Annotated in this window: 15 protein-coding genes; 7 read left to right on the top strand and 8 right to left on the bottom strand. The window is 39.1% G+C overall.

Features of this window, described 5'->3' with window-relative positions:
* Nucleotides 1-239: 239 nt before the first annotated feature.
* Genes SNE25_RS24280 through SNE25_RS24265 form a run of 4 tightly spaced genes read left to right on the top strand, consistent with a single transcriptional unit; the run spans nt 240 to nt 8,188 of the window.
* Nucleotides 240-3,719: a TonB-dependent receptor gene (locus SNE25_RS24280; protein ID WP_321561611.1), complete on the top strand. Its 3,480-nt coding sequence runs from the start codon at nt 240-242 to the stop codon at nt 3,717-3,719.
* A gap of 24 nt (nt 3,720-3,743) precedes the next feature.
* Nucleotides 3,744-5,657 carry a RagB/SusD family nutrient uptake outer membrane protein gene (locus tag SNE25_RS24275; RefSeq protein WP_321561610.1) on the top strand — a complete coding sequence of 638 codons (1,914 nt, stop codon included), beginning with the start codon at nt 3,744-3,746 and terminating at the stop codon, nt 5,655-5,657.
* A 31-nt stretch (nt 5,658-5,688) separates the two neighbouring features.
* Nucleotides 5,689-6,930 carry a DUF5000 domain-containing lipoprotein gene (locus tag SNE25_RS24270; RefSeq protein WP_321561609.1) on the top strand — a complete coding sequence of 414 codons (1,242 nt, stop codon included), beginning with the start codon at nt 5,689-5,691 and terminating at the stop codon, nt 6,928-6,930.
* Nucleotides 6,931-6,955: 25 nt separating this feature from the next.
* On the top strand, nt 6,956-8,188 hold the full coding sequence (locus tag SNE25_RS24265) for a DUF4998 domain-containing protein (RefSeq protein ID WP_321561608.1): 1,233 nt from the start codon (nt 6,956-6,958) through the stop codon (nt 8,186-8,188).
* A 103-nt stretch (nt 8,189-8,291) separates the two neighbouring features.
* On the opposite strand, the gene SNE25_RS24260 is transcribed toward SNE25_RS24265, so the two are convergent.
* Complete coding sequence (locus SNE25_RS24260; RefSeq protein WP_321561607.1) at nt 8,292-9,881, bottom strand: ABC-F family ATP-binding cassette domain-containing protein; 1,590 nt, start codon at nt 9,879-9,881, stop codon at nt 8,292-8,294.
* Between the two features lie 629 nt (nt 9,882-10,510).
* On the opposite strand from SNE25_RS24260, the gene SNE25_RS24255 reads away from it, so the two are divergent.
* Both SNE25_RS24255 and SNE25_RS24250 read left to right on the top strand, forming a co-directional pair.
* On the top strand, nt 10,511-11,755 hold the full coding sequence (locus SNE25_RS24255) for an MBOAT family O-acyltransferase (protein WP_321561606.1): 1,245 nt from the start codon (nt 10,511-10,513) through the stop codon (nt 11,753-11,755).
* Nucleotides 11,756-11,757: 2 nt separating this feature from the next.
* Complete coding sequence (locus SNE25_RS24250; protein WP_321561605.1) at nt 11,758-12,738, top strand: hypothetical protein; 981 nt, start codon at nt 11,758-11,760, stop codon at nt 12,736-12,738.
* An 84-nt stretch (nt 12,739-12,822) separates the two neighbouring features.
* Here the strand turns inward: SNE25_RS24250 and SNE25_RS24245 are convergent, their stop codons facing one another.
* From SNE25_RS24245 to SNE25_RS24225, 5 genes are all read right to left on the bottom strand, one after another.
* Nucleotides 12,823-13,845, bottom strand: coding sequence for a UDP-glucuronic acid decarboxylase family protein (locus SNE25_RS24245; protein ID WP_321561604.1), 1,023 nt, complete (start codon nt 13,843-13,845; stop codon nt 12,823-12,825).
* Nucleotides 13,846-13,877: 32 nt separating this feature from the next.
* Entirely contained in the window at nt 13,878-14,954 is a 1,077-nt protein-coding gene (locus SNE25_RS24240; RefSeq protein WP_321561603.1) for an acyltransferase family protein, read from the bottom strand.
* A 293-nt stretch (nt 14,955-15,247) separates the two neighbouring features.
* Nucleotides 15,248-16,348 (bottom strand): glycosyl hydrolase, encoded by a 1,101-nt coding sequence (locus SNE25_RS24235; protein ID WP_321561602.1) that lies wholly within the window; start codon nt 16,346-16,348, stop codon nt 15,248-15,250.
* A gap of 415 nt (nt 16,349-16,763) precedes the next feature.
* The gene (locus SNE25_RS24230; RefSeq protein ID WP_321561601.1) at nt 16,764-17,171 is read right to left on the bottom strand and encodes a hypothetical protein; all 408 of its coding nucleotides are present in this window, start codon (nt 17,169-17,171) and stop codon (nt 16,764-16,766) included.
* Nucleotides 17,172-17,510: 339 nt separating this feature from the next.
* Entirely contained in the window at nt 17,511-17,903 is a 393-nt protein-coding gene (locus SNE25_RS24225) for a response regulator (RefSeq protein ID WP_321561600.1), read from the bottom strand.
* 513 nt (nt 17,904-18,416) lie between these two features.
* Here SNE25_RS24225 and SNE25_RS24220 point away from each other — a divergent pair.
* Nucleotides 18,417-18,866, top strand: a complete 450-nt coding sequence (locus SNE25_RS24220; protein WP_321561599.1) for a hypothetical protein — start codon at nt 18,417-18,419, stop codon at nt 18,864-18,866.
* Nucleotides 18,867-19,111: 245 nt separating this feature from the next.
* Here the strand turns inward: SNE25_RS24220 and SNE25_RS24215 are convergent, their stop codons facing one another.
* Both SNE25_RS24215 and SNE25_RS24210 read right to left on the bottom strand, forming a co-directional pair.
* Nucleotides 19,112-19,465 (bottom strand): helix-turn-helix domain-containing protein, encoded by a 354-nt coding sequence (locus SNE25_RS24215; protein ID WP_321561598.1) that lies wholly within the window; start codon nt 19,463-19,465, stop codon nt 19,112-19,114.
* 134 nt (nt 19,466-19,599) lie between these two features.
* Entirely contained in the window at nt 19,600-20,121 is a 522-nt protein-coding gene (locus SNE25_RS24210) for a UpxY family transcription antiterminator (protein WP_321561597.1), read from the bottom strand.
* Between the last annotated feature and the right edge of the window lie 579 nt (nt 20,122-20,700).

Here is a 20,700-nt window from a genome sequence, read left to right as displayed (position 1 = left end):
AAACCGAGAAGACAATGAAAGACCCCACCTGACCAGAAAGAGTATAATTTAAAGGCAAGATCAGAGACACTCGCGATGTCCCTGACCTCAGAGCTTATTAAATTAATTGCTATTGGAGATAACATTTTAACATTAACCAGCCTAAACAAATGTACAAAAATTTTACTACAAACATTTGTAAGCCTTCGTGCTACATCAAGAAATTCCTTCTGATAATGAAAATAACGAGCCTCATAATCATGCTTGCTTTTATGCAGGTTAGCGCATCGGTTTTTTCACAAAATATAACTTATAAGCAAAGCAATGTTACCCTGAAACAGCTTTTCAGCGAAATTAACAAGCAAACCGGATACAACGTGTTCTGGTCGCCGAAGGGGCCGCAGAAGAATTATACACTCAGTGTTGATTTTAAGAACATCGACCTTAAGGATGTGCTAAATACAGCCCTGAAGAAATTTCAGCTCTCTTACATTATTGATGGTAAAACCATCATCATTAAAGATGCACCTGTTATAAAGCCTCCCGTTAAGCTAGCTATGATCATGGCTGATATAACCATTACAGGATCGGTCAAAGATGCAAAAGGCGAAACACTTCCGGGTGTAAACATTTCCGTTGTGGACAACCCTAAGCAGGGTACAGTTACGGATAATAACGGTAAGTTTATTTTGGATGTGAAAGACGGAGCTACTATTAAAGTGAGCTTTGTTGGTTTTAAATCACAAAACTTTACGGTGACGTCTGAAAACAAGGTGTTTAATATCACGCTGGCAGAAGACGTACAGACCGCCGATGAAGTGGTGGTGACAGCCTATAACCGTAAACAAACCCGCGAGGCCCTGGTGGGCTCTGTTACCACGGTAAAACCGGGAAACTTAAAAATACCGGCGAGTAACTTAACCAATGCGTTGGCCGGACAGGTTGCCGGTATAATTGCCTTTACACCAAGTGGGCAGCCCGGACAAGATAATTCAAGGTTTTTTATACGCGGGGTAACCACATTTGGCTACAAACAGGATCCATTGATTTTGATTGACAACGTTGAATTAACTTCAGCTGACCTGGCCAGGTTAAATGTTGATGACATTGAAAGCTTTTCGATATTGAAAGATGCCAGCGCCACCGCATTATATGGCGCGCGGGGAGGTAACGGTGTTATTTTGGTTAAAACAAAAGAGGGGAAGGTAGGCAAGGCCCAAATCAATGTAAGGGTAGAGAATGCATCTTCGCAGGCGGTGCAATCGATTCAACTCGCTGATCCTATCACCTATATGAGGCTTTATAACGAAGCGGTAAGAACACGTTACCCGCTCAACCCAATCCCGTATCCTGAAAATAAAATCATCAACACGCAGGCTGCCTTAAATAATGAACCCGGCAGCAATCAGTATGTATATCCCGCGGTTGACTGGCTTAAAATGCTGTTTAAAGACCGTACCAGTACACAGCGTGGTAACATGAGTATATCCGGCGGCGGCGGTGTGGCCAAGTATTATGTGGCTGGTTCTTATAGCAATGATAACGGTATTTTACGAACCGACATCAGAAATAATAACAACAATAATGTTAAGTTTCAAAACTACCAGTTGCGCTCAAATGTAAATATCAACGTTAGCGATAAAACGGAACTGATTGTACGCTTATCAGGTACTTTTAATGAGTATAATGGTCCGCGTACTAATGACGCCAATACGTTATCAACTGATTTGTATAACCTGGTGATGCACACCAGCCCGGTTGATTTTCCGGCATATTACCCGCCCGATGCTGCTAATCTCAACACCAAGCACATTTTGTTTGGCAATATACCGTCTACTACCGGCGGGGCAGGATCGTATCAGTATACAAACCCATACGCGGCATTGCTTTCCGGTCACCAGAATTTTTCAGAATCAAGAATGCTGGCCCAGCTGGAGCTTAATCAAAGCATGGAGTTTTTAACCAAAGGGCTAAATTTTCATGCAATTTTCAGTACTAACAGGTACTCTTATTTCCGGTCGCAATTATATTATAATCCGTTTTATTATTACGCGTCTGATTATGATAAAACCACAAACCAATACACGCTGCAGTGGATAAATTCACAGCCTAACCAGGCAACAGAATATCTTTCCTATGACCGGGATCCCTATTCTGATAACCTGCAAACCCAGGTTTACATGCAGGGAGTATTGGATTACAACAGAACTTTTGGGAAGGATCATACAGTAAGCGCAGCGCTGATCGGAACCCGTCAGCAGCAACTGTACTCCAACAATAAAGATCCTAATATTGATCAAACAAAGCAAAATCCGTACACATTACCTTACTCATTACCTTATCGTAATGAAACCTTAGCCGGACGTGTTACCTATTCATATAAAGGCAAATACTATCTTGAAGGTAACTTTGGTTATAACGGATCTGAGCGTTTTTCTGAAAGCCACCGTTTTGGTTTCTTTCCAACTATCGGCGCATCCTGGATCATATCTGAAGAGAAATTCTGGGGCAGTTTGTACAACGTGTTCGATCGGTTTAAACTGCGTGCAAGCTATGGTTTGGTTGGTAATGACCAAATTGGAAGCCAGCGTTTTTTCTATCTGTCAGACGTAAATCTTAACGGGGGCAACTTTGCAAGTTTTGGAACCAACAATGGTTATAATCGTAACGGTGTATCTATAAATAGTTATGAAAATGACGATGTAACCTGGGAAACATCTAAGCAAACTAACCTGGGGATGGAATTTACCCTGCTTAAAAAGATAAACGTGATTGCCGAGGTTTATCAGAACGATAAATACAACATTCTGCAGGCGCGCCAAAGCATTCCCACAACAATGGGTTTGGAATCAAGTATATCGGCCAATATTGGCAAGGTAAGGTCAAAGGGGGTTGATATTTCAGTTGACGGTAAAGAATCAATAGGTAAGGATTTATATATCCAGTTAAGAGGAAACTTCACTTATTCGGCCAACGAGTTTACACAGTATGAACAGCCTGATTACAAGGAAAGCTATCGGAGCAATATAGGGCAGCCGCTTAACCGTTATTCGGGATATGTAGCCGAGCGCTTATTTGTTGACGATAATGAGGCCCGCAACTCGCCTTCACAAATATTCAGTACTAATGGTTTTGCACCCCAGGGGGGCGACATTAAATACCGCGATTTAAATGGCGATGGTAAAATTGATCAGGCCGATCAGACATTTATTGGCAATCCGGTAATACCTCAGATAGTATATGGCTTTGGTATTTCAACCGGTTATAAAAACTTTGATCTGTCGGCATTTTTTCAGGGACAGGCAAAAGTATCTTTCTTTATTGATCCGGCCCGTACGGCTCCCTTTATCAAGAGTCCCGATCCTAACGCTTACTATACAGGCGACACACAATTGTTGAAAGCATATGCAGATGATCACTGGTCTGAAGCTAACCAAAACCTGTACGCTTTATATCCGCGGCTTGGCCCAAATGGTGCTATTATCGAGAATAACAGGCAGCAAAGTACCTGGTGGTTACGCGACGGCAGTTTCATGCGGCTTAAATCATTAGAGATAGGCTACACACTGCCGGCCCGGATTTCAAAATCCCTGCTGGTTAAAAATGCCAGGATATACTTTAACGGTCTTAACCTGTTCACCTGGAGCCCTTTCAAACTGTGGGACCCTGAGCAGGGCGGTAATGCTTTTGCATATCCCATTCAAAAGGTATTTAACGTGGGTTTAAATGTTAGCTTATAGTACTAACCTATTATTAATTAAGATATGAAATCATATTACAAATATATATGTGCGGCAATATTGGCAATTAGCTGCGCGTCATGTAAAAAGTACCTTGACGTTACCCCTGAAAACGTTGGTACCATAGATTATGCGTTCAGGAACCGGAATGAGGCCGAAAATTATCTGTTTAGCTGCTACGCTACTTTACAGCAATTTGTATATCTGGAAAATAACGTAGGCTTCACCACCTCTGCCGAAGTAGTATTCCCCAATAATGTAACCGATTTTAGAGGACTTGATCCCGTAGGCTTTAACCTGATCAGGGGTACGCAAAATACCGGCAACGTTGGGTTGAATTTTTGGGATGGTACAAATGGCGGGCAGGCTATGTTCAAAGCGCTAAGGCGCTGCAATACCATGCTTGAAAATATTGACAAACCTGTTGACCTTACGCTTGATGAGAAAAAGAGGTGGATAGCCGAGGTGAAATTTTTGAAGGCCTATTATCATTACTACTTATTCCGTTTATATGGCCCCATTCCTATTACTGATGTAAACTTGCCTATCAATAGTCCGGAGGAAGCCGTAAAAGTAAAACGTGCCCCGGTTGATTCTGTGGTAAATTACATGGTAAGGTTACTTGACGAGGCTGCTCCCGATTTGCCGGTAGCAATACAAAACCAGGCTAAAGAGCTTGGCCGGATAACCAAGCCAATCGCGCTCTCGGTAAAAGCCGAAATTCTGGCAACCGCGGCAAGCCCGCTTTTTAATGGCAACCCGGATTATATAAGCTTGAAAAATAAAGATGGCAAGGCCCTGTTTAATGCAACTTATGATGCCACAAAATGGGATAAAGCAGCAACTGCTGCCCTGGAAGCCATTACTGTTTGTGAAGCTAATGGTGTCAAACTGCACACTTTTATTCCGCCGGGCAATATTCCAAGTCTTAATGATTCTTTAAAATTAGAATTAACGCTGCAAACTGCCATTACCGAAAAGTGGGAGATTAATACCGAATTGATTTGGGCATTAAATCCAACTTTTGGAAGGCAAGGCTTCTGTACCCCGAGGTTTACCGCGTTATCGGTTGTGAATGCCTTTTCAAATCCCGGAACGTTTGCTATACCTATTGCCGAGCAGGAATTGTTTTATACCAATAAAGGTGTGCCAATTAATGAAGACAAAACCTGGGATTATACCAACCGCTATACTATTCAGGCGGGCGACGAAGCCAATCGGTATTACATTAAACAATCATACGAAACTGTAAAAGCGCACTTTAACCGCGAACCCAGATTTTATGCCGATGTGGCATTTGACGGAGGGATATGGTTTGGTAATGGAATTTATAATCCGGAATCTCCCTTTTATGTACAGGGACGCGGTCCTTCGTCATTTGCAGGTCCGCATGATAACGTGAATATCAATATTACCGGCTACTGGCCTAAAAAACTGGTTAATTATCAATCAGTTTATGATGATGGCTTTCAGGCGGTTGATTTCCATATACCGTTGATAAGGCTTACCGGCTTGTACCTTTTATACGCCGAAGCATTGAATGAACAGGGTAAACCATTTGCACAGGTTATTCCATATATAGACAGGGTACGTACGAGGGCCGGTATACCTGGAGTTGTTGAAGCATGGAATAATTATTCCAGAAACCCGAATAAATATACTACCAAAGATGGTTTACGTCAGATCATACACCAGGAACGCCGCATAGAGCTGGCTTTTGAAGGCCAGGCCGGTTGGGACCTGCGCAGATGGAAAGAAACTCAGAGCGTGTTAAGCCAGCCAATTCAGGGGTGGACAGTAAGCGAAGAGCAGTCGCTCAACTACTATCGCCCGCGTACGGTAATTACACCTGTTTTTAACGTCAGGAATTATTTGTGGCCCATATCAGACGACGCTTTATTGCATAACAGCAATCTTGTTCAAAATACCGGCTGGTAATGTATAATTCATACTAAATAATGATTGAAAGATGATGAAAAATATAAAGAATTACTCATTGCTGCTTTTTTTAAGTATGTTGATGATAAGCATAATTTCATGTAAACGTAACGATGGCTATAACAGGCCTGCTTCGACCGATAAAACCAAACCGGCTGTAGTTACTAATGTAAAAGTTGATAATTATAATGGAGGCTCTTATATAACCTATGATTTGCCAAAGTCAGATAATATCCTTTATGTACTGGCTAAATACCAGATCAGGGATAAGGAAGACCGGGAAACAAAATCATCCTATTACAGCGATACGGTAAACGTAGAAGGCTTTGCTGCCTCAAAGGATTATAATGTTACATTATATACTGTTAGCCGCTCTGAGGTAATGTCTGACCCGGTTACGGTTACCGTACATCCTAAAACTCCCGTTTTTTCATTGGTGAGTGAAACCTCTGCTTTACAAACCGATTTTGGAGGGGTTAACGTAACCGCTTTAAATCCACAAAAAAAGTCAATCGGCGTAATTGTGATTGCCTTTGATAAATCAACAAATGAGCTTGAGGTACAGGAGCAGTTTTACACCAAGAGCGATACCATTAATTATTCTGTACGTGGTTTTAATACGGATGCCAGGGAGTTTGGTGTTTATATAACCGATAAATTCGGAAACATTTCAGACACGCTCAAAAAGACAATAAACCCGCTGTTTGAACAATTACTTGATAAGAGCCAGTTTAGTGTGTACCAGCTGGCCACAGACAGCCCTATAGGCTACGGATGGGTATTACCTAACCTGTGGGACGGAAAAACAGACGGAAACTCCGATGGCTGGCACACTAACCCCGGAGCTCTTCCACCATGGGTTTGTACCTTTAATGTTGGCCGTACTTATAAATTAAGCCGCTTTGTAATGTGGGAGCGGCCAGACGGCGGCGATAAATATGCATTTAACCACGGTAATCCAAAGGTTTTCTCACTGTGGGGTTCAAATGTACCATCGCCTCAAGATGCCCAATTGCCATTAACGGCACCCGTTGGCGCGGTAGTAGGCGACTGGATAAATCTGGCTAATTACCGTTATCCCGATCCACCATCTGGTTTGCCAGTAGGTTCTACCAATGCCGCGGATAATGCGTTTGTATTGGCCGGTGTTAATTTTAATGTTCCGCTTAATGCGCCTGTGGTACATTATCTGCGTCTTTCGGTATCGCAAACATGGTCAGCAGGTAATATTGCGCACGTGATGGAGCTTTCACTATACGGTCAGCCACAATAAGTTAATTGTTTATAAATATAGAAACATGAAAAATCTTATATATATACTTTTTGGCTGCATCCTGTCAGTCATTATGTACAGTTGCCAGAAAGACAACCATGCAACTGATTTTCGAAATTTTCTTGATGGTCATGAAATAGTTTATACCGGGGCCGCAGGACCGGCTGTAATACAACCGGGTAATTTAGAGGTTGGTCTTAAGTGGAAAGCAAGCAGCGACCCGTCTATCACCAAATATGTGGTTTACTGGAACAACAGGGCCGATTCGCAGATAGTTAATATCAATACCCGTACTGATTCGGTAAGAACGGTTATTAAAGGTTTGGCAGAATATACCTACTCATTTACGATATATTCTTATGATGCCAAGGGAAATAAGTCTATTCCTACTGAAGTAAATAATGTAAAAGTGTATGGCCCGGTTTACACAAGCAAATTATTAAACAGGGGATATGATGCGGCTAATCCTTATGTGCTTAATGAAGATGGATCACTGGTGCTGAATTTTATCACCCCGGATACTATTAACATTAATACGGTTATCAAATACACAAACGGTGCCGGAGCAGCCAGCACAGCTACGTTGTTGCCTAACGTCAAAACCATTACGCTGCCGAGTTATAAACTGGCTTCTCCAATTCAATATCAATCATCATATATTCCCGAAAGAGGAGCTATTGATACTTTTACCGTGGCTGATTATGATACTTTTCCGAGGGTGTATTCATTTGTTCAGTGTGATAAGTCGCTCTTTAGAGAAAATCCGCTTCCTAATGACGTCGGAACCTATGAGGGGCAAACAAGTGTTAGTAAACTTTGGGACGGTACTACCGAACCGCAAAATTATCCAAATATTTTCCATAGCGATGGCAGTCAAAGGCTACCTCATCACATTACCTTTGACCTGGGAAAAGTGTATGATAACTTAGGTAGAATAGAAGAAACGGGGCGCTATGAGGGTTCTAATGATAGATATCATAACCCCCTTGATTTTCAGGTGTGGGGAATTGCAGATATTACAAACGCGGCTACAACCCTGTCAAGCAGCGATCCAGGCTGGGAGGCCGAGGCAAAATCAAAAGGATGGGTATTGCTTAAAGAATGTTTAAGATCAGATGATGGACAAGCACCTATGAAATTTGACCTGATCAGTAACCCTCCACCTGTACGGTACATTCGTATAAGGGTAATGAAGGTTTACAGCGGAGATAGTAATTACAGTAACATGAGTGAGCTTACCTTCTGGAACAAGCAATAAATCTTATTTAACGAAATCTCCGACTGATAAAACAGTATAAATGATTAAGCCCCTTATGGCAATAGCTGTAAGGGGCTTGATCTTTTTTGTTAAGAGGCAATACTCAACTTATATCAATTGAGTGCCCCACGTTTATTTTTTTTAAAAAATGTTCATCATGTGATACAACCAGTAGCGTGCCCTTGTATTCATTAATAGCAGCGGTCAAAATCTCTGTATTCTGAATGTCGAGGTTGTTTGTCGGTTCATCCAGTACCATAATATCTGGCGCCTGGTTGCTTATGGCTAAAGAGCAAAGCATCAAACGCATTTTTTCCCCGCCGCTTAAGGCTTTACAAGGTTTGTCCCAATATTCTCTGGTAAACAGGAACCGGTTTAAACGGATCTTAATATCGTGCTCCTGCAATGCGCCTGAATTAAACCACTGTGCCTGTTCATAAACCTTGAGGGTATTATCAATAAGTGAATAGTCCTGGTCAATGTATATGGTTTTAACTCCGGCCCGGTCAATGCTTCCTGATTGTGGATGCAATTGTCCCAGAATCATCCTAATAAGTGTGGTTTTACCCGAACCATTAGCCCCTTTTATAACAATACGATCACCACTGATAATCTGAAAGCTCAAAGACTGTTTCCAAAGCAGCTGACCATTATAGCCAAAATTAACGTCTTTAGTGGTGACCAATATTTTACCTTTATGTAGGTTGGAGTTGTCAAAATCCATTTTCATTTTGTCAACATCCGGGAGGACTGAGCGCAATTGAGTAAGTTCCTGCGAAATGCCCGTTACTTTCTCTGCATGTATACCCTTCATTCGCGAAGTGCTTTTCTCGGCGTTGTTTTTAAATGCATTCATGACAATGGTAGGCAGGCCAGCCTTTTCCTGTTTTTTCCTGCCGCGGGCATCCAGCTTTTGCTGCCGTTCAATTGACTCTCTTTCCGTTTCCTTTGCCTTGCGTAATGCTTTTTCCTTGCTTTTCAGGTCCTGGTTCAAAGCGTCACTTTCCATCTTTTTCTGTTCGGCGTAAAAATCATAATTGCCGCCATAAACAGTTATACCACGTTTGCCGAGCTCACAAACATTATTGAGCAGGTTTAACAATGTCCTGTCATGGCTCGCCACCATCAGGGTATTTGTGGTTGATGTGATATAATCATAAAGAATATCGCGGCTAAATGTATCTAAGTGATTGCTGGGCTCATCCAACAAAACTATCTGCGGCCGGTGTATATTGATACCCGCCAGGAAAACCTTGGTTTTTTGTCCGCCGCTAAGTGCTGCCATTTTTTGGGTCAGGTCCAGCCCGTGAAGTTGCCAATGCGCAAAGGCCTCGTGGCAACGTTCTTCAATTGCCCAGTCGTCGTTAAGCAATGTCATGTTTTCGTCGGTTACATTGCCATCCAATATTTCTTTTAAGGCGTTTAGTTTATCCTCTACCTGCAAGGCCTTGGCAATGCTGTAATCATTAAATTGCCCAAAAAGCTGAGGTACGTAATATGGCTGCGAACTGGCTTTCACAAGTCCGCTTGAAGAAAGCAGGTTCCCGGCTAAAATTTTAAGCAAGGTTGATTTGCCTGTACCGTTATTGCCTATTAGTGCAATTTTATCGTATTTGTTGATGGTGAGATTTATATCGGAAAACAATACATCTCTGTTAGGGTGTATGTAGGTAACACCTTGTAGGGTAAGCATAATAATTTCTTTAAATTGAATAATTGCAGCGACCGGCTTAGTGGTTTGCGTTTATTTTTTTCTGAAAGAAATTACTTATCACATAAATACAGTGTTGGGATTATTTGATGCAAAAGTAGGAAAAAAGTTTTCGTCAAGCAAAATAACCCAATGGTTTGCTTCAAACCGTAAGGGGTTGATTTCTGTCAGGCAACCATATCTCTTACCTTATTTAATACGATGATTTTAACAATTTATTAATATCAACATCCTCATTATCAGATGTTGTTGTAGAATACTGGTGAACAAAAAATGTATATAAATGTGTAGTAAAGCGAGAAAGCAATATGCCGTGTGGCGTTTGAAAACTGAATATATTTAGCACGTTGGATATTGCGCCATAAATTATTGATTTACGAGAAACGGAATACTGAAAATTTTAATCTTCTTTCATGCTTTTTAACTCATTAAACTTTGCATTTTTTTTACCTGTAATCTTTATAATATACTGGTCATTAAATAACCGGAGTCTCAGGGTTCAAAATGTTATTCTTCTGATAGCCAGCTATTATTTTTACTCATGCTGGGATTACAGATTCCTTTTCCTTCTTATTTTCTCAACCCTGCTCGATTATTTTACAGGTATAAAAATGTCTGAGGCAAGCAGTATAAGGAGTAAAAAAGGCTGGTTTTGGTTAAGTGTTGGCGTTAACCTGGGGTTTTTAGGCGTGTTTAAATATTATAACTTTTTTGCGCAATCATTTGTCGATTCGTTTAGTCACCTCGGCATACACATGCAGCTTTCAACAATTAATGTGATCTTGCCGGTTGGCATTTCATTTTATACCTTTCATGGCCTATCGTATGTTATCGATATTTACAAAGACCGCATTAAACCCGAACGTAATTTTATTGACTATTCATTATTCGTAAGTTTTTTTCCGCTTTTGGTGGCCGGGCCAATTGAACGGGCAACCCACCTGTTGCCACAGATGAAGGTAAAAAGATACTTTAATTACGCGAAGGCGATTGACGGCTTGCGGCAAATTTTATGGGGGCTATTCAAAAAAGTTGTAATTGCCGATAACTGCGCCGAGTATGCCAACCTCATTTTTAATCATTCGTCAAACTACTCGGGCAGCACATTGGTTCTTGGCGCTTTGTTATTTACTTTCCAGATTTATTGTGATTTTTCGGGTTATTCTGATATAGCCATAGGTACAGCTAAGTTATTCGGCATCGATTTATTAAGAAACTTTGCCTTTCCCTATTTTTCAAGGGATATAGCCGAGTTTTGGCGGAGGTGGCATATTTCCTTATCCAGCTGGTTTAAAGATTACCTGTATATTCCCCTGGGCGGCAGTAAGGGTGGCACCTGGATGCGGGTAAGAAATACATTTATCATTTTTTTGGTAAGCGGTTTCTGGCATGGCGCAAACTGGACCTTTATTATATGGGGAGGTTTAAATGCACTTTTCATTATGCCCTCTATTATTTTCAAAACAAACAGGAGCAATTTAGAGATAGTGGCAAAGGGCAGATCACTCCCTACACCAAGGGAGTTTTTTGATATTTTGTTAACGTTCTCTTTAACAGTGCTGGCCTGGATATTTTTCCGTGCGGCAAGCTTAGGGCAAGCCATGCAAATTATAACCGGCATATTTTCTAAAGACTTATTTAAAGCGCCCCAAACTTCTCCTAAACCGGTGATCTTGCTTATAATAATAGCTTTCATGATTGTTGAATGGATTGGCAGGGAGGGAAGATACGCTATTGAAAACATTGGAATAAGATGGACACCTGTTTTAAGGTGGAGCTTTTATTCGTTTATCATAGTTTGTATAGGTATGTACATGCAAACAACGGGGTCTGATTTTATTTATTTTCAATTTTAGTGATGAAGCGATTTACAGTTAGACTATGCTTGTTTATTGCGTTTGCCAGCGTTTTTTATGTGGTAACGATATTGATATTCGGAACGTTTATGCCCGCGTCGCTCGCCAAAAACTTTGACAATTTTGGAAGTTTGGGCTTTACCCGCAAGCGTATGAGTGAGGCGGAAAAGGTAAAGGGAGTCGACGTTATAGTTGTGGGGTCGTCACATGCCTACAGAGGTTATGACCCAAGAATATTTAAAAAAGAAGGCTTAACTGTATTTAACCTGGGTTCAAGCTCGCAATCGCCATTACAAACAAAGTATTTGGTTGATAAATACGTCAAAAATTTGAAACCCAAATTGGTAATAGTTGACATATATCCTATTTTATTTGGTGTGGATGGCTTAGAATCGCAAATAGATTTGATATCAAGCGGGTTAATGGATGAGGATATCGTAAAAATGTCATTTGAGATAAATGATATCAGGCTTTATAATAGTTTAATATTTGGCGCCTTTAACAATGCCTTTCATTTAAAAAAACAAAAGAAAAATGATACAAAAGGGGATACTTATATCTCAGGAGGGTATGTGCAATCGTATGAGCGGTTTAAACCTAAGAAAGTGAGATTTACTCAAAAAATTACCATATCGGCCCTGCAGTTGGGAGCCTTTAAGAAAACTTTGGCCGCGTTGAAATCAAAGAATATTAAATACATTATAGTGCAGGCGCCTTTCTCCAAATCAAACTATAACTCTTATACCAATAACGATGAAATTGACAGGCTCTTTGCCGGCTTAGGAGAGTATTATAATTTTAATAAAGCAATGAACTTGCCCGATAGTATGTATTATGATGACAGTCACCTAAATCAGTTAGGGGTTAACGTATATAATGCAAAACTGATTGATACGTTAAAGAAGAACGGTGTATTTAATGTCGTTACCGGATCTAAACTTAAAGATTCTGCAAAAGCTTACCAGGCCTCTTATCAGAAATAAGTTAAATTTTAGGATGCAAAAGAAAGCCCGGACTGAGTTGTTTTGACTCATTGCCCGGGCTTCTTCTTTTTAATTAATAGGTTTCTATGCTTTGGTATTAGTTTCGGGTATTGATGATTTCTGCAGTTTGTTATAGTATGCAAAATCCTTATGATTGATTTCCTTTTCGGGCAGGGATTTGAAATAATCTAAAGTGATCTTTAACCCCTCGCTTCTGGAAACCTTTGGTTCCCAGCCTAAAATGCTTTTGGCTTTGGTAATGTCCGGGCGTCGCTGTTTGGGGTCATCAACCGGTAAAGGCAGGCTGATGAGCTGTTGATCGGTACCGGTAAGCCTGATGATCTCTTCGCCAAACTGCCTGATGGTGATTTCGTCGGGGTTACCGATGTTTACCGGCTGCGGGTAATCGCTGTGCAGCAGGCGGTAAATGCCCTCAACCAGGTCATCCACATAACAAAAAGAACGGGTTTGTGAACCATCTCCAAACATGGTCAGCGGTTCGCCCCTTAAGGCTTGCCCGATAAAGGCAGGCAGTACCCGGCCGTCATTCAGGCGCATACGCGGTCCATAGGTGTTAAATATACGTACAATGCGGGTTTCCAACCCATGAAAGGTATGGTAAGCCATGGTGATGGCTTCCTGGAAGCGCTTGGCCTCATCATACACCCCACGCGGACCAACCGGGTTCACATTGCCCCAGTATTCTTCGGGCTGCGGGTTGATGTTAGGGTCGCCATATACCTCAGAGGTGGAGGCAATGAGCATCCGGGCCCCTTTGGCCAGGGCCAGGCCCAGCAGGTTATGGGTGCCCAGTGAACCTACTTTTAAGGTTTGTATGGGTATTTTTAAATAATCAATAGGGCTTGCCGGCGAGGCGAAGTGCAGGACGTAATGCAGCTCGCCGGGTACATGCACAAAGGTGGAAACATCGTGGTTGTAAAACTCAAAGTTTTCCAGTTTAAAGAGGTGTTCGATATTGCGCAGATCACCGGTAATGAGGTTGTCCATACCAATTACATGGTAGTCTTCTTTAATAAACCTGTCGCACAAATGCGAACCTAAGAAGCCGGCTGCTCCGGTTATTAATATCCGTTTACGGTTTGCCATATTTAATTATTTCTTTCAGTGATAAAATTATGTTAATAGGGGAAAATTCGACTATGACTATTAGGTACGCTTCCGGTACTTTTTATCGGAACCGGAGGCTTTTTGCTACTGATCTTATCGCCAAAAAATGCCACGGATAATATCTTATTAGACCCGCATAATAACCTGAGCAGTACCGGGAAGCTTACCCCTGCGGTTAACCCGATCAGTATTTGAAGCGGGATATTATGCACCGATAGTTTGGCCAATAGCACCCTTGCCGTAACGGCCCCAAAAATATGAAACAGGTAAATGGCATAAGAAAAATCGCCAAGCCAAACCAGTTTGCTGTTCTGGTAGCCCAGGCTTATCATTAATATACAGGCAGATGAGCCAACACAGAATGTTAAAAAATTAGCAATCCTTTCACCTGCATCTACATCAAACAGATACAGCTGGTAACTTAAGGACACAACAAAAATCACGGCTGCTATTCTGATTATGCCTTTTTTAAATATAACATCATAAAACCTTTTGAGCGACAAGCCCAGGATAAAAAATGTTAATAAAAATGGTACCCTGTTTAAGCTGAAGTAGAAAGATTTAAAAGGCAATAAAATAAAAATGAGTGCCGCAATTACCAAACAAACCATGGCTGATTTTAATGTATCAAGAACTTTAAAGTTTTCGAGAACGGTAATGATCAGAAACACACACATCATACCCTGCAAAAACCAAAAATGGGCGTATGGCAATACGTAAATGTGCCAAATATCGCCCAGGTCATTTTTGGAATTGGTTCCGGGGGTGAAGTATTGTAGCAGGTAAAAAAGCGTTGCCACCACAACCAGGGGAATCAATAAGCGGTTAATTTTTCCCGTTATAAATTTAGAGTTGGAAGTAAATCTTGAAACCGGTTTATAAGCATAAACAAAGCCGGAAATAACGGTAAACAATGGCATTCGGATATATTGGAATGCGTAATAGGAAAACCTCCATATCGAATCGTCTGCTACCTTTAACCCATTATCTGAACCTGAGCCTATGACATGGCCTAATACCATTAAAATTATAGCGAGGCCTCTAAGTGTTTCAATGGTTAAATTTTTTTTAGTCTGGCTGATTTTCATTATATATTTTATTGCCGAACATTATCTCATCATGATAATGTCTAAAAACGCCAACAAATTATTAAAAATAGGCCGTAAACGGGTGTTAAATGCCCGTTTTGATACTTAATTGTGTACAAAGTGAGAAATGTGCGTGGCAGGATATTCAAGTATGATTACATGAGTTTTTGCCATCTAAAGTTAAACGGATTTACGCAAGGCGGATGCTCTGCCATAAAATAAAAAACACTCTATAAAGCGGTTAAGGCAGCTTTATAGAGTGTTTTAAAAAGATTGACTAATTTATTGCTGAATTAATTTATTGTCAGGTTATTAGCTGACATTTTCTTCGCAAAAACAGTATAAGGGTTGGTCCATTTAAGGATACCATAATTGGCTTCTAACTGGCTTTTATCCGGTTCGTTAAACAGTTCATAAACCATGACCACCTTAACTTGAGGATTAGCTTTACATTTAGCTACGAATTTTGAAATAAATGCATTCTGATCCGCTTCATGCGTGCTAACTTTTTTATACCTCAAACCGATTTCGGTAAACCAGATAGGTTTGTCAGGGAACAATGAAGCCAGTTTTTTGGTAATGTCTGGTATGTAGTACGGCTTGTTTGGTGCAATTGCTTCCATTTCAGAATACCAGTGGTAAGCCACTACGTCAAATTTTACACCGTACCAGTCTAACATTCTGATAAAGCCATAATGTAACCAACCTGCAGACACCATCGTTTTTGCATCGGAATCTTTTGATTTGATACCTTCGTCCATTCCTTTTAGGTAGGCGGCCACGACATTAAACTTAGCCCTGTCATAATGAGTTTGGCTTGTTCCCGTGGTGTTGGGCAACAATAATTTCAGTTCAAGATCATTTCCAAGATCATAATAAGTAAAATACTTACCGTACTTGGCAGCAAAATTAGCTCCTAATGTTTTACCGGCCTTATAAGAAGCTGACTGGCTTGCAGACAGATCTAAAGTGCGGGTGTACAACATGGGTAATAGTTTTACGCCACCGGCCTGTGCTGCCTGTTGTAACGGTTCAAATAACCAGGGAACACTAATGGTGCCGTCAGATTTGGTTTGGAAACCAACCCTGTACCAAGTCATTCCCATTCCTTTGATCAATTTAATTTGCGTAGTGGCAGGTGTTTGAACATAAGGCGCATCGCCCATTGGGTGGCCTACTACGCCCAATTGTAAAGTGGAACCGGAAACTGTGATTTTAGCAGTGGATGATACGTCCAGTGTTTTAACTTCGTCTGAAGTTTCGGGAGTTGTGGTTGTTTCTGTTGTTGATTGTGTGTTTAATGGTTGAACGTCATCCTTCCTCGAACAAGAGGCTAAAATAAGGCAGGCGATGCCCGTCAAACTTGCAATTTTAAGTTGATTTCTTTTTAACATAAGCGGGTATTTTTAATTAATAGTATTAGCTAAACGTTACTTTTGTTAAAAATGTTGCACGAAATATCTTTATAATTAATAATTTGATAAAAATTAAATACCTTGAAACAATTTTAAACTGTATATTTTACGCTTATTTGCTTTAGTTTTCAGCACTTTACGAAAAACTTAGTGTATTGAATTTGTTACAAAAAAAAGTTTGAAAAATTTGTAATAAAGCAATGTGATTTTGCTTTTAACGCAAAAAATATAGCTTTTTTAACGATATGTTAATGATTTAATTAACTGAAAAGTAGTAAACAAGAAGATAGGAGGAATTGATCTGATTATAACTGAACAGAACACAGCGCAGGAAGTAGCATGACAGCTAAAGCATAATGCTAAGCTGAGAGATTACAGTTTTCAGATTCAGGAGTTAGGCTTCTTTCGGCAATTCCAGAGAAGATATTAACGAACTGTACTCAGATGATACTTCTGTGCTCTGTAATAGAGCTTCATTGTATTTTTCTAATAGAGTGAGGTATTTATTTTTCCAACACTCTTGTTCGTTATAATCAAAGCTCAAAGGATTGCGCGTTGGCAGCTCAGGTACATTATAAATAACCTTGAAGTCATCCGGTTCAAAAATTTCAGGAAATTCCTGGGCAAAGTCATGTCTTATGATACACCCAATCCTAAATATAACATCTCTTTTTAAATGTTTTTGATTGAACCAGTTGTAAATGGATCTTCTGTTTACTTTCATACACCTACCCAGGTCACTGATGCAGTAACCATTTTTCCTAACCCTGTATTCAACTATTTGGCCGTAATGTTTGTCCATAGCTCAATTAAATAAGTAAAATTTTAACAATCATATTCCAGTTTCAAAATTTGCTTTATCAAGAAGGATCAGCATGGTATTTAATTTAAAATTAGTATTAATAATGAATACCCTTTTAATATAAACACGTAATATATAGGGACAAATACGTAAAATGATAATTTCAAAATCAAAATGCTTTAACAATATACATATATTGTTGCAGTTTGTTTTAAAAATCAAGAAAAAAGTTAAAATTTTTATAATTTGTGAAGGGATTTCACAATTAAATAATACCTGTTATACATACGCTTAATAATAATTCACACAGGCAGGTTTTAAATGCTGGTTAAATGTCGCTTAATTAATATCGCGTACAATTGACTCTAAAACCTCGCCGGTTAAGGGTTTGATCAGATAAGATTTAACAAAGGGGTAGTTATCCATTTTCCTAATGTCGCGCGGGTCTACGGACGAAGTGATGATATACACATTTATTTGTTTTTGCAATTCTGGGTAAAAAGTTTTTAACCTGTCTAAAAAATGCCAGCCACTTAATTTGGGCATGTGAAGATCAATAAAAAGTAATTCGGGCAAACTGCTTTCTTTTAACTTGTTCAACTGCAGAAATTTGAGCACATTTCTACCATCCGTACTATATAGCGTATCATCAAATGCTTTGTATTTCATTAACATTTTTTTGATAATGAATAGTTCAATCTGGTTATCATCCAATACAATAAGCCTACTCATTTTGAAAAAAAATTACTGGTTAACGGATAGTACGCAAAGAATCGCTTAGGGATGCTAATTCATTTTTTGCTTTGACCTGTTGTAAGCCCAAACCAGAATATTCGCTAAAAACAATACTGTAATTAACCCTTCCATATTAATTGTATTAGTTGAATATTCTATTTGTTAAATTGTTAATTCTGATGAATACAATTTCATAGTCAATCAAATCTATCATTTTAAACAGTAATTTTTTGTAAACCCCCCTTCCCGTTATTTGAACAATTAAATTCACACAATTTCAAATAAAAGGGCTAACCTCAATCAAAAACATCATTACAAATTATCCCCAAAGTCACCGGATTAAAATTTATGAAAAGTGGACACCTGTTCACTTATTTACTTGCTTATTGTGATAGTTTTTCCATCATTTCTCAGAGTTCTACACATTTTCACATTATGATATACACTTTGAGTTTAACCGGAATTCTACTATATGGATGTTTTACATTTACTTAATTAAACAGTACGAGTATGAAAAATTTTAACAAAAAATTTAGTGAGATTGAACCGGTAGGCATGAGTATTGCGCCCTTTTTGTCGATTTTAAACCGAGGAAAAAAGGTAGGGTTAATATTATCGGCCATATTAATAATGGTGGGGACAAGTTGTAAAAAAGTACAGGAGGTAACCCCAACTGAGAGCTATTACGGCTATGGAAAAATAATAGTAACCTGCGAAAGTAAATGCCATGTAACCTTTGGTACAGGGGAGAAGCTTAATGATTATGATATTGATGCCAGTACAGCAACGTATACTTTCAGGTATCAAACCAAATATAGCCTGGATATAACGATAACCCCTACAGATAAGGATCAGAGAGTAGAGATGAGCGTATACAGCAGGGAAGAAAAACAAATATTCCGTAACTCGGCAGTTAGAAAGGTTAACGTACCATGGAATTCTGTGATATTGGTTCCTTAAAACTTAACAATTCGTAAATAAATAAAGCAGCATGAAATTCATGCTGCTTTATTTATTTACGCTGATTTATATCAGGAGCTTCTTACCTAATTATGCCCGATATAATTATACGTTTTTAATACCCCTTATAATATACTATTTCCCAATAGTGATTTTTTTCAAATATTTTCTTTTAAAAAGAAACCGTATTCTGAAAGGAATACGGTTCTAATTAACTGATCTGTACTAAAAAAGGATTTTTTACACTACATGTTGCTTTCTATTTTGTTTATCAGCAGTGTATTGTATTTCTCTAATAACTCAATGTATTTATCTTTCCATAAAGATGGATTCGGTGCCTCCCAGAATGTAAGATCATTTAAATTTGAGGGGTTTTGAATTTTAAAATCATCTTTCCTGAATAACTCAGGAAATTCTACCGAAAAATCGTGATTAATGATTATCCCTATCTGATAAATAATATCCTTTTTTAAATATTTTTGATTAAACCAATTATATACCGACCTCCTGTTCATACGTGTAATGCGCGCAAGTTCACTTATGCTGAAGCCATTCTTTCTGATAATTAGTTCAACTATTTGACCGTAATGTTTATCCATAATCGATTATCTATAATTTGAACAGAAACTAAGTGAGTATTTAAAAAGGTTTATCAAAACGGAATGCTGTTGATAAGTTATATTCACTTAAGCCATAGTTCATATATTAACGAAAAAAAATCTTATACCATTTTTTAAGAAAACAATAACTGATTTGTATGTGAAAGCTCCTTGCGATTTATTTTTACGGTAAGAGCACAATTGATATTATCTATAACCATAACAACCGATCTGCCCTGTACCTGGGCTATTTCTCCCTTATGATTTAATAGGGGCCCATTAATAACCTTTACCGAGTCGCCAATATTGATGTTTTCTAAAGATATGGCCTCGATATCGGTATATTGTTTTACAATGAGTTTTATCCGTTCAATCTCGGTATCATTAATTGTTGCCGGTTTACCACAGTGCGATATAAAATTTACTACTCCGGAGGTTTGCATGATCCTGGATTGCTCCTGGTGATTTGCCTGAACAAAAAGGTATGACCTGAATAATGGAACCTCGACTACCTTATTTCTGTCAACCCATTGCCTGTTTGTTTTAACAAGCGGGCAAAAAGAATTGAAGTTCTGATCCTTTAATAGTTGATCAACCTTTTTTTCCCACCTTGACCTCGTATAAAGCACCATCCAATTTTTTTCACCGTTTTTCATAAGTAATGTATTTAATTAGGTATTGTATTTATTGACTTTAGTGCTCTAAATCCCTTTTCTGTTGTTTTTAAATGTTAAAAAATCGCATAGATTATTAATTATTCTAAATTAACCCAAAAGGAGGCATGATTTTGGGCTGTGGTAAGGTTGTGCAGCAATTTGTGAAAACTTGTAAAGTGACACTGGATTTTTGCACAGTTATAGCACTTATATGTTAAAAATGGCTTATTAACAAATTGTTCAGTGCCAATAAAGCCACGATATATAATGCCTGATTTTTTTCTCACAATTACACAATTACTGTACAAGCAGCTCTGTAAAGCCGTTTTTTTGCCACATATTAAGTAAACTTGTGACTTACAAAAGGCAATATTTATTTGCCGAAACGCTTGCTATGTAAGCGAAAGAGCGAAGCGTATTCAAGATTTAAGCTGTAACATTCGAGACCGCAAAGGTTCGATAAGGAATGCTACAAGTACTGTTTCATTCCTAAAATCATTCATTTATTGGTTCCCCCAAAATTTACGATTGACTATGGCCAAAATTTTGACACTTAGAATTATATTATCGTTTTGTTTT

The organism is Mucilaginibacter sabulilitoris, assembly GCF_034262375.1.
In the GTDB taxonomy this organism is placed as follows: Bacteria; Bacteroidota; Bacteroidia; order Sphingobacteriales; family Sphingobacteriaceae; genus Mucilaginibacter; species Mucilaginibacter sabulilitoris.
Note: the sequence above shows the minus strand (reverse complement) of the source record. Positions and strands in the feature narration are given on the sequence as shown.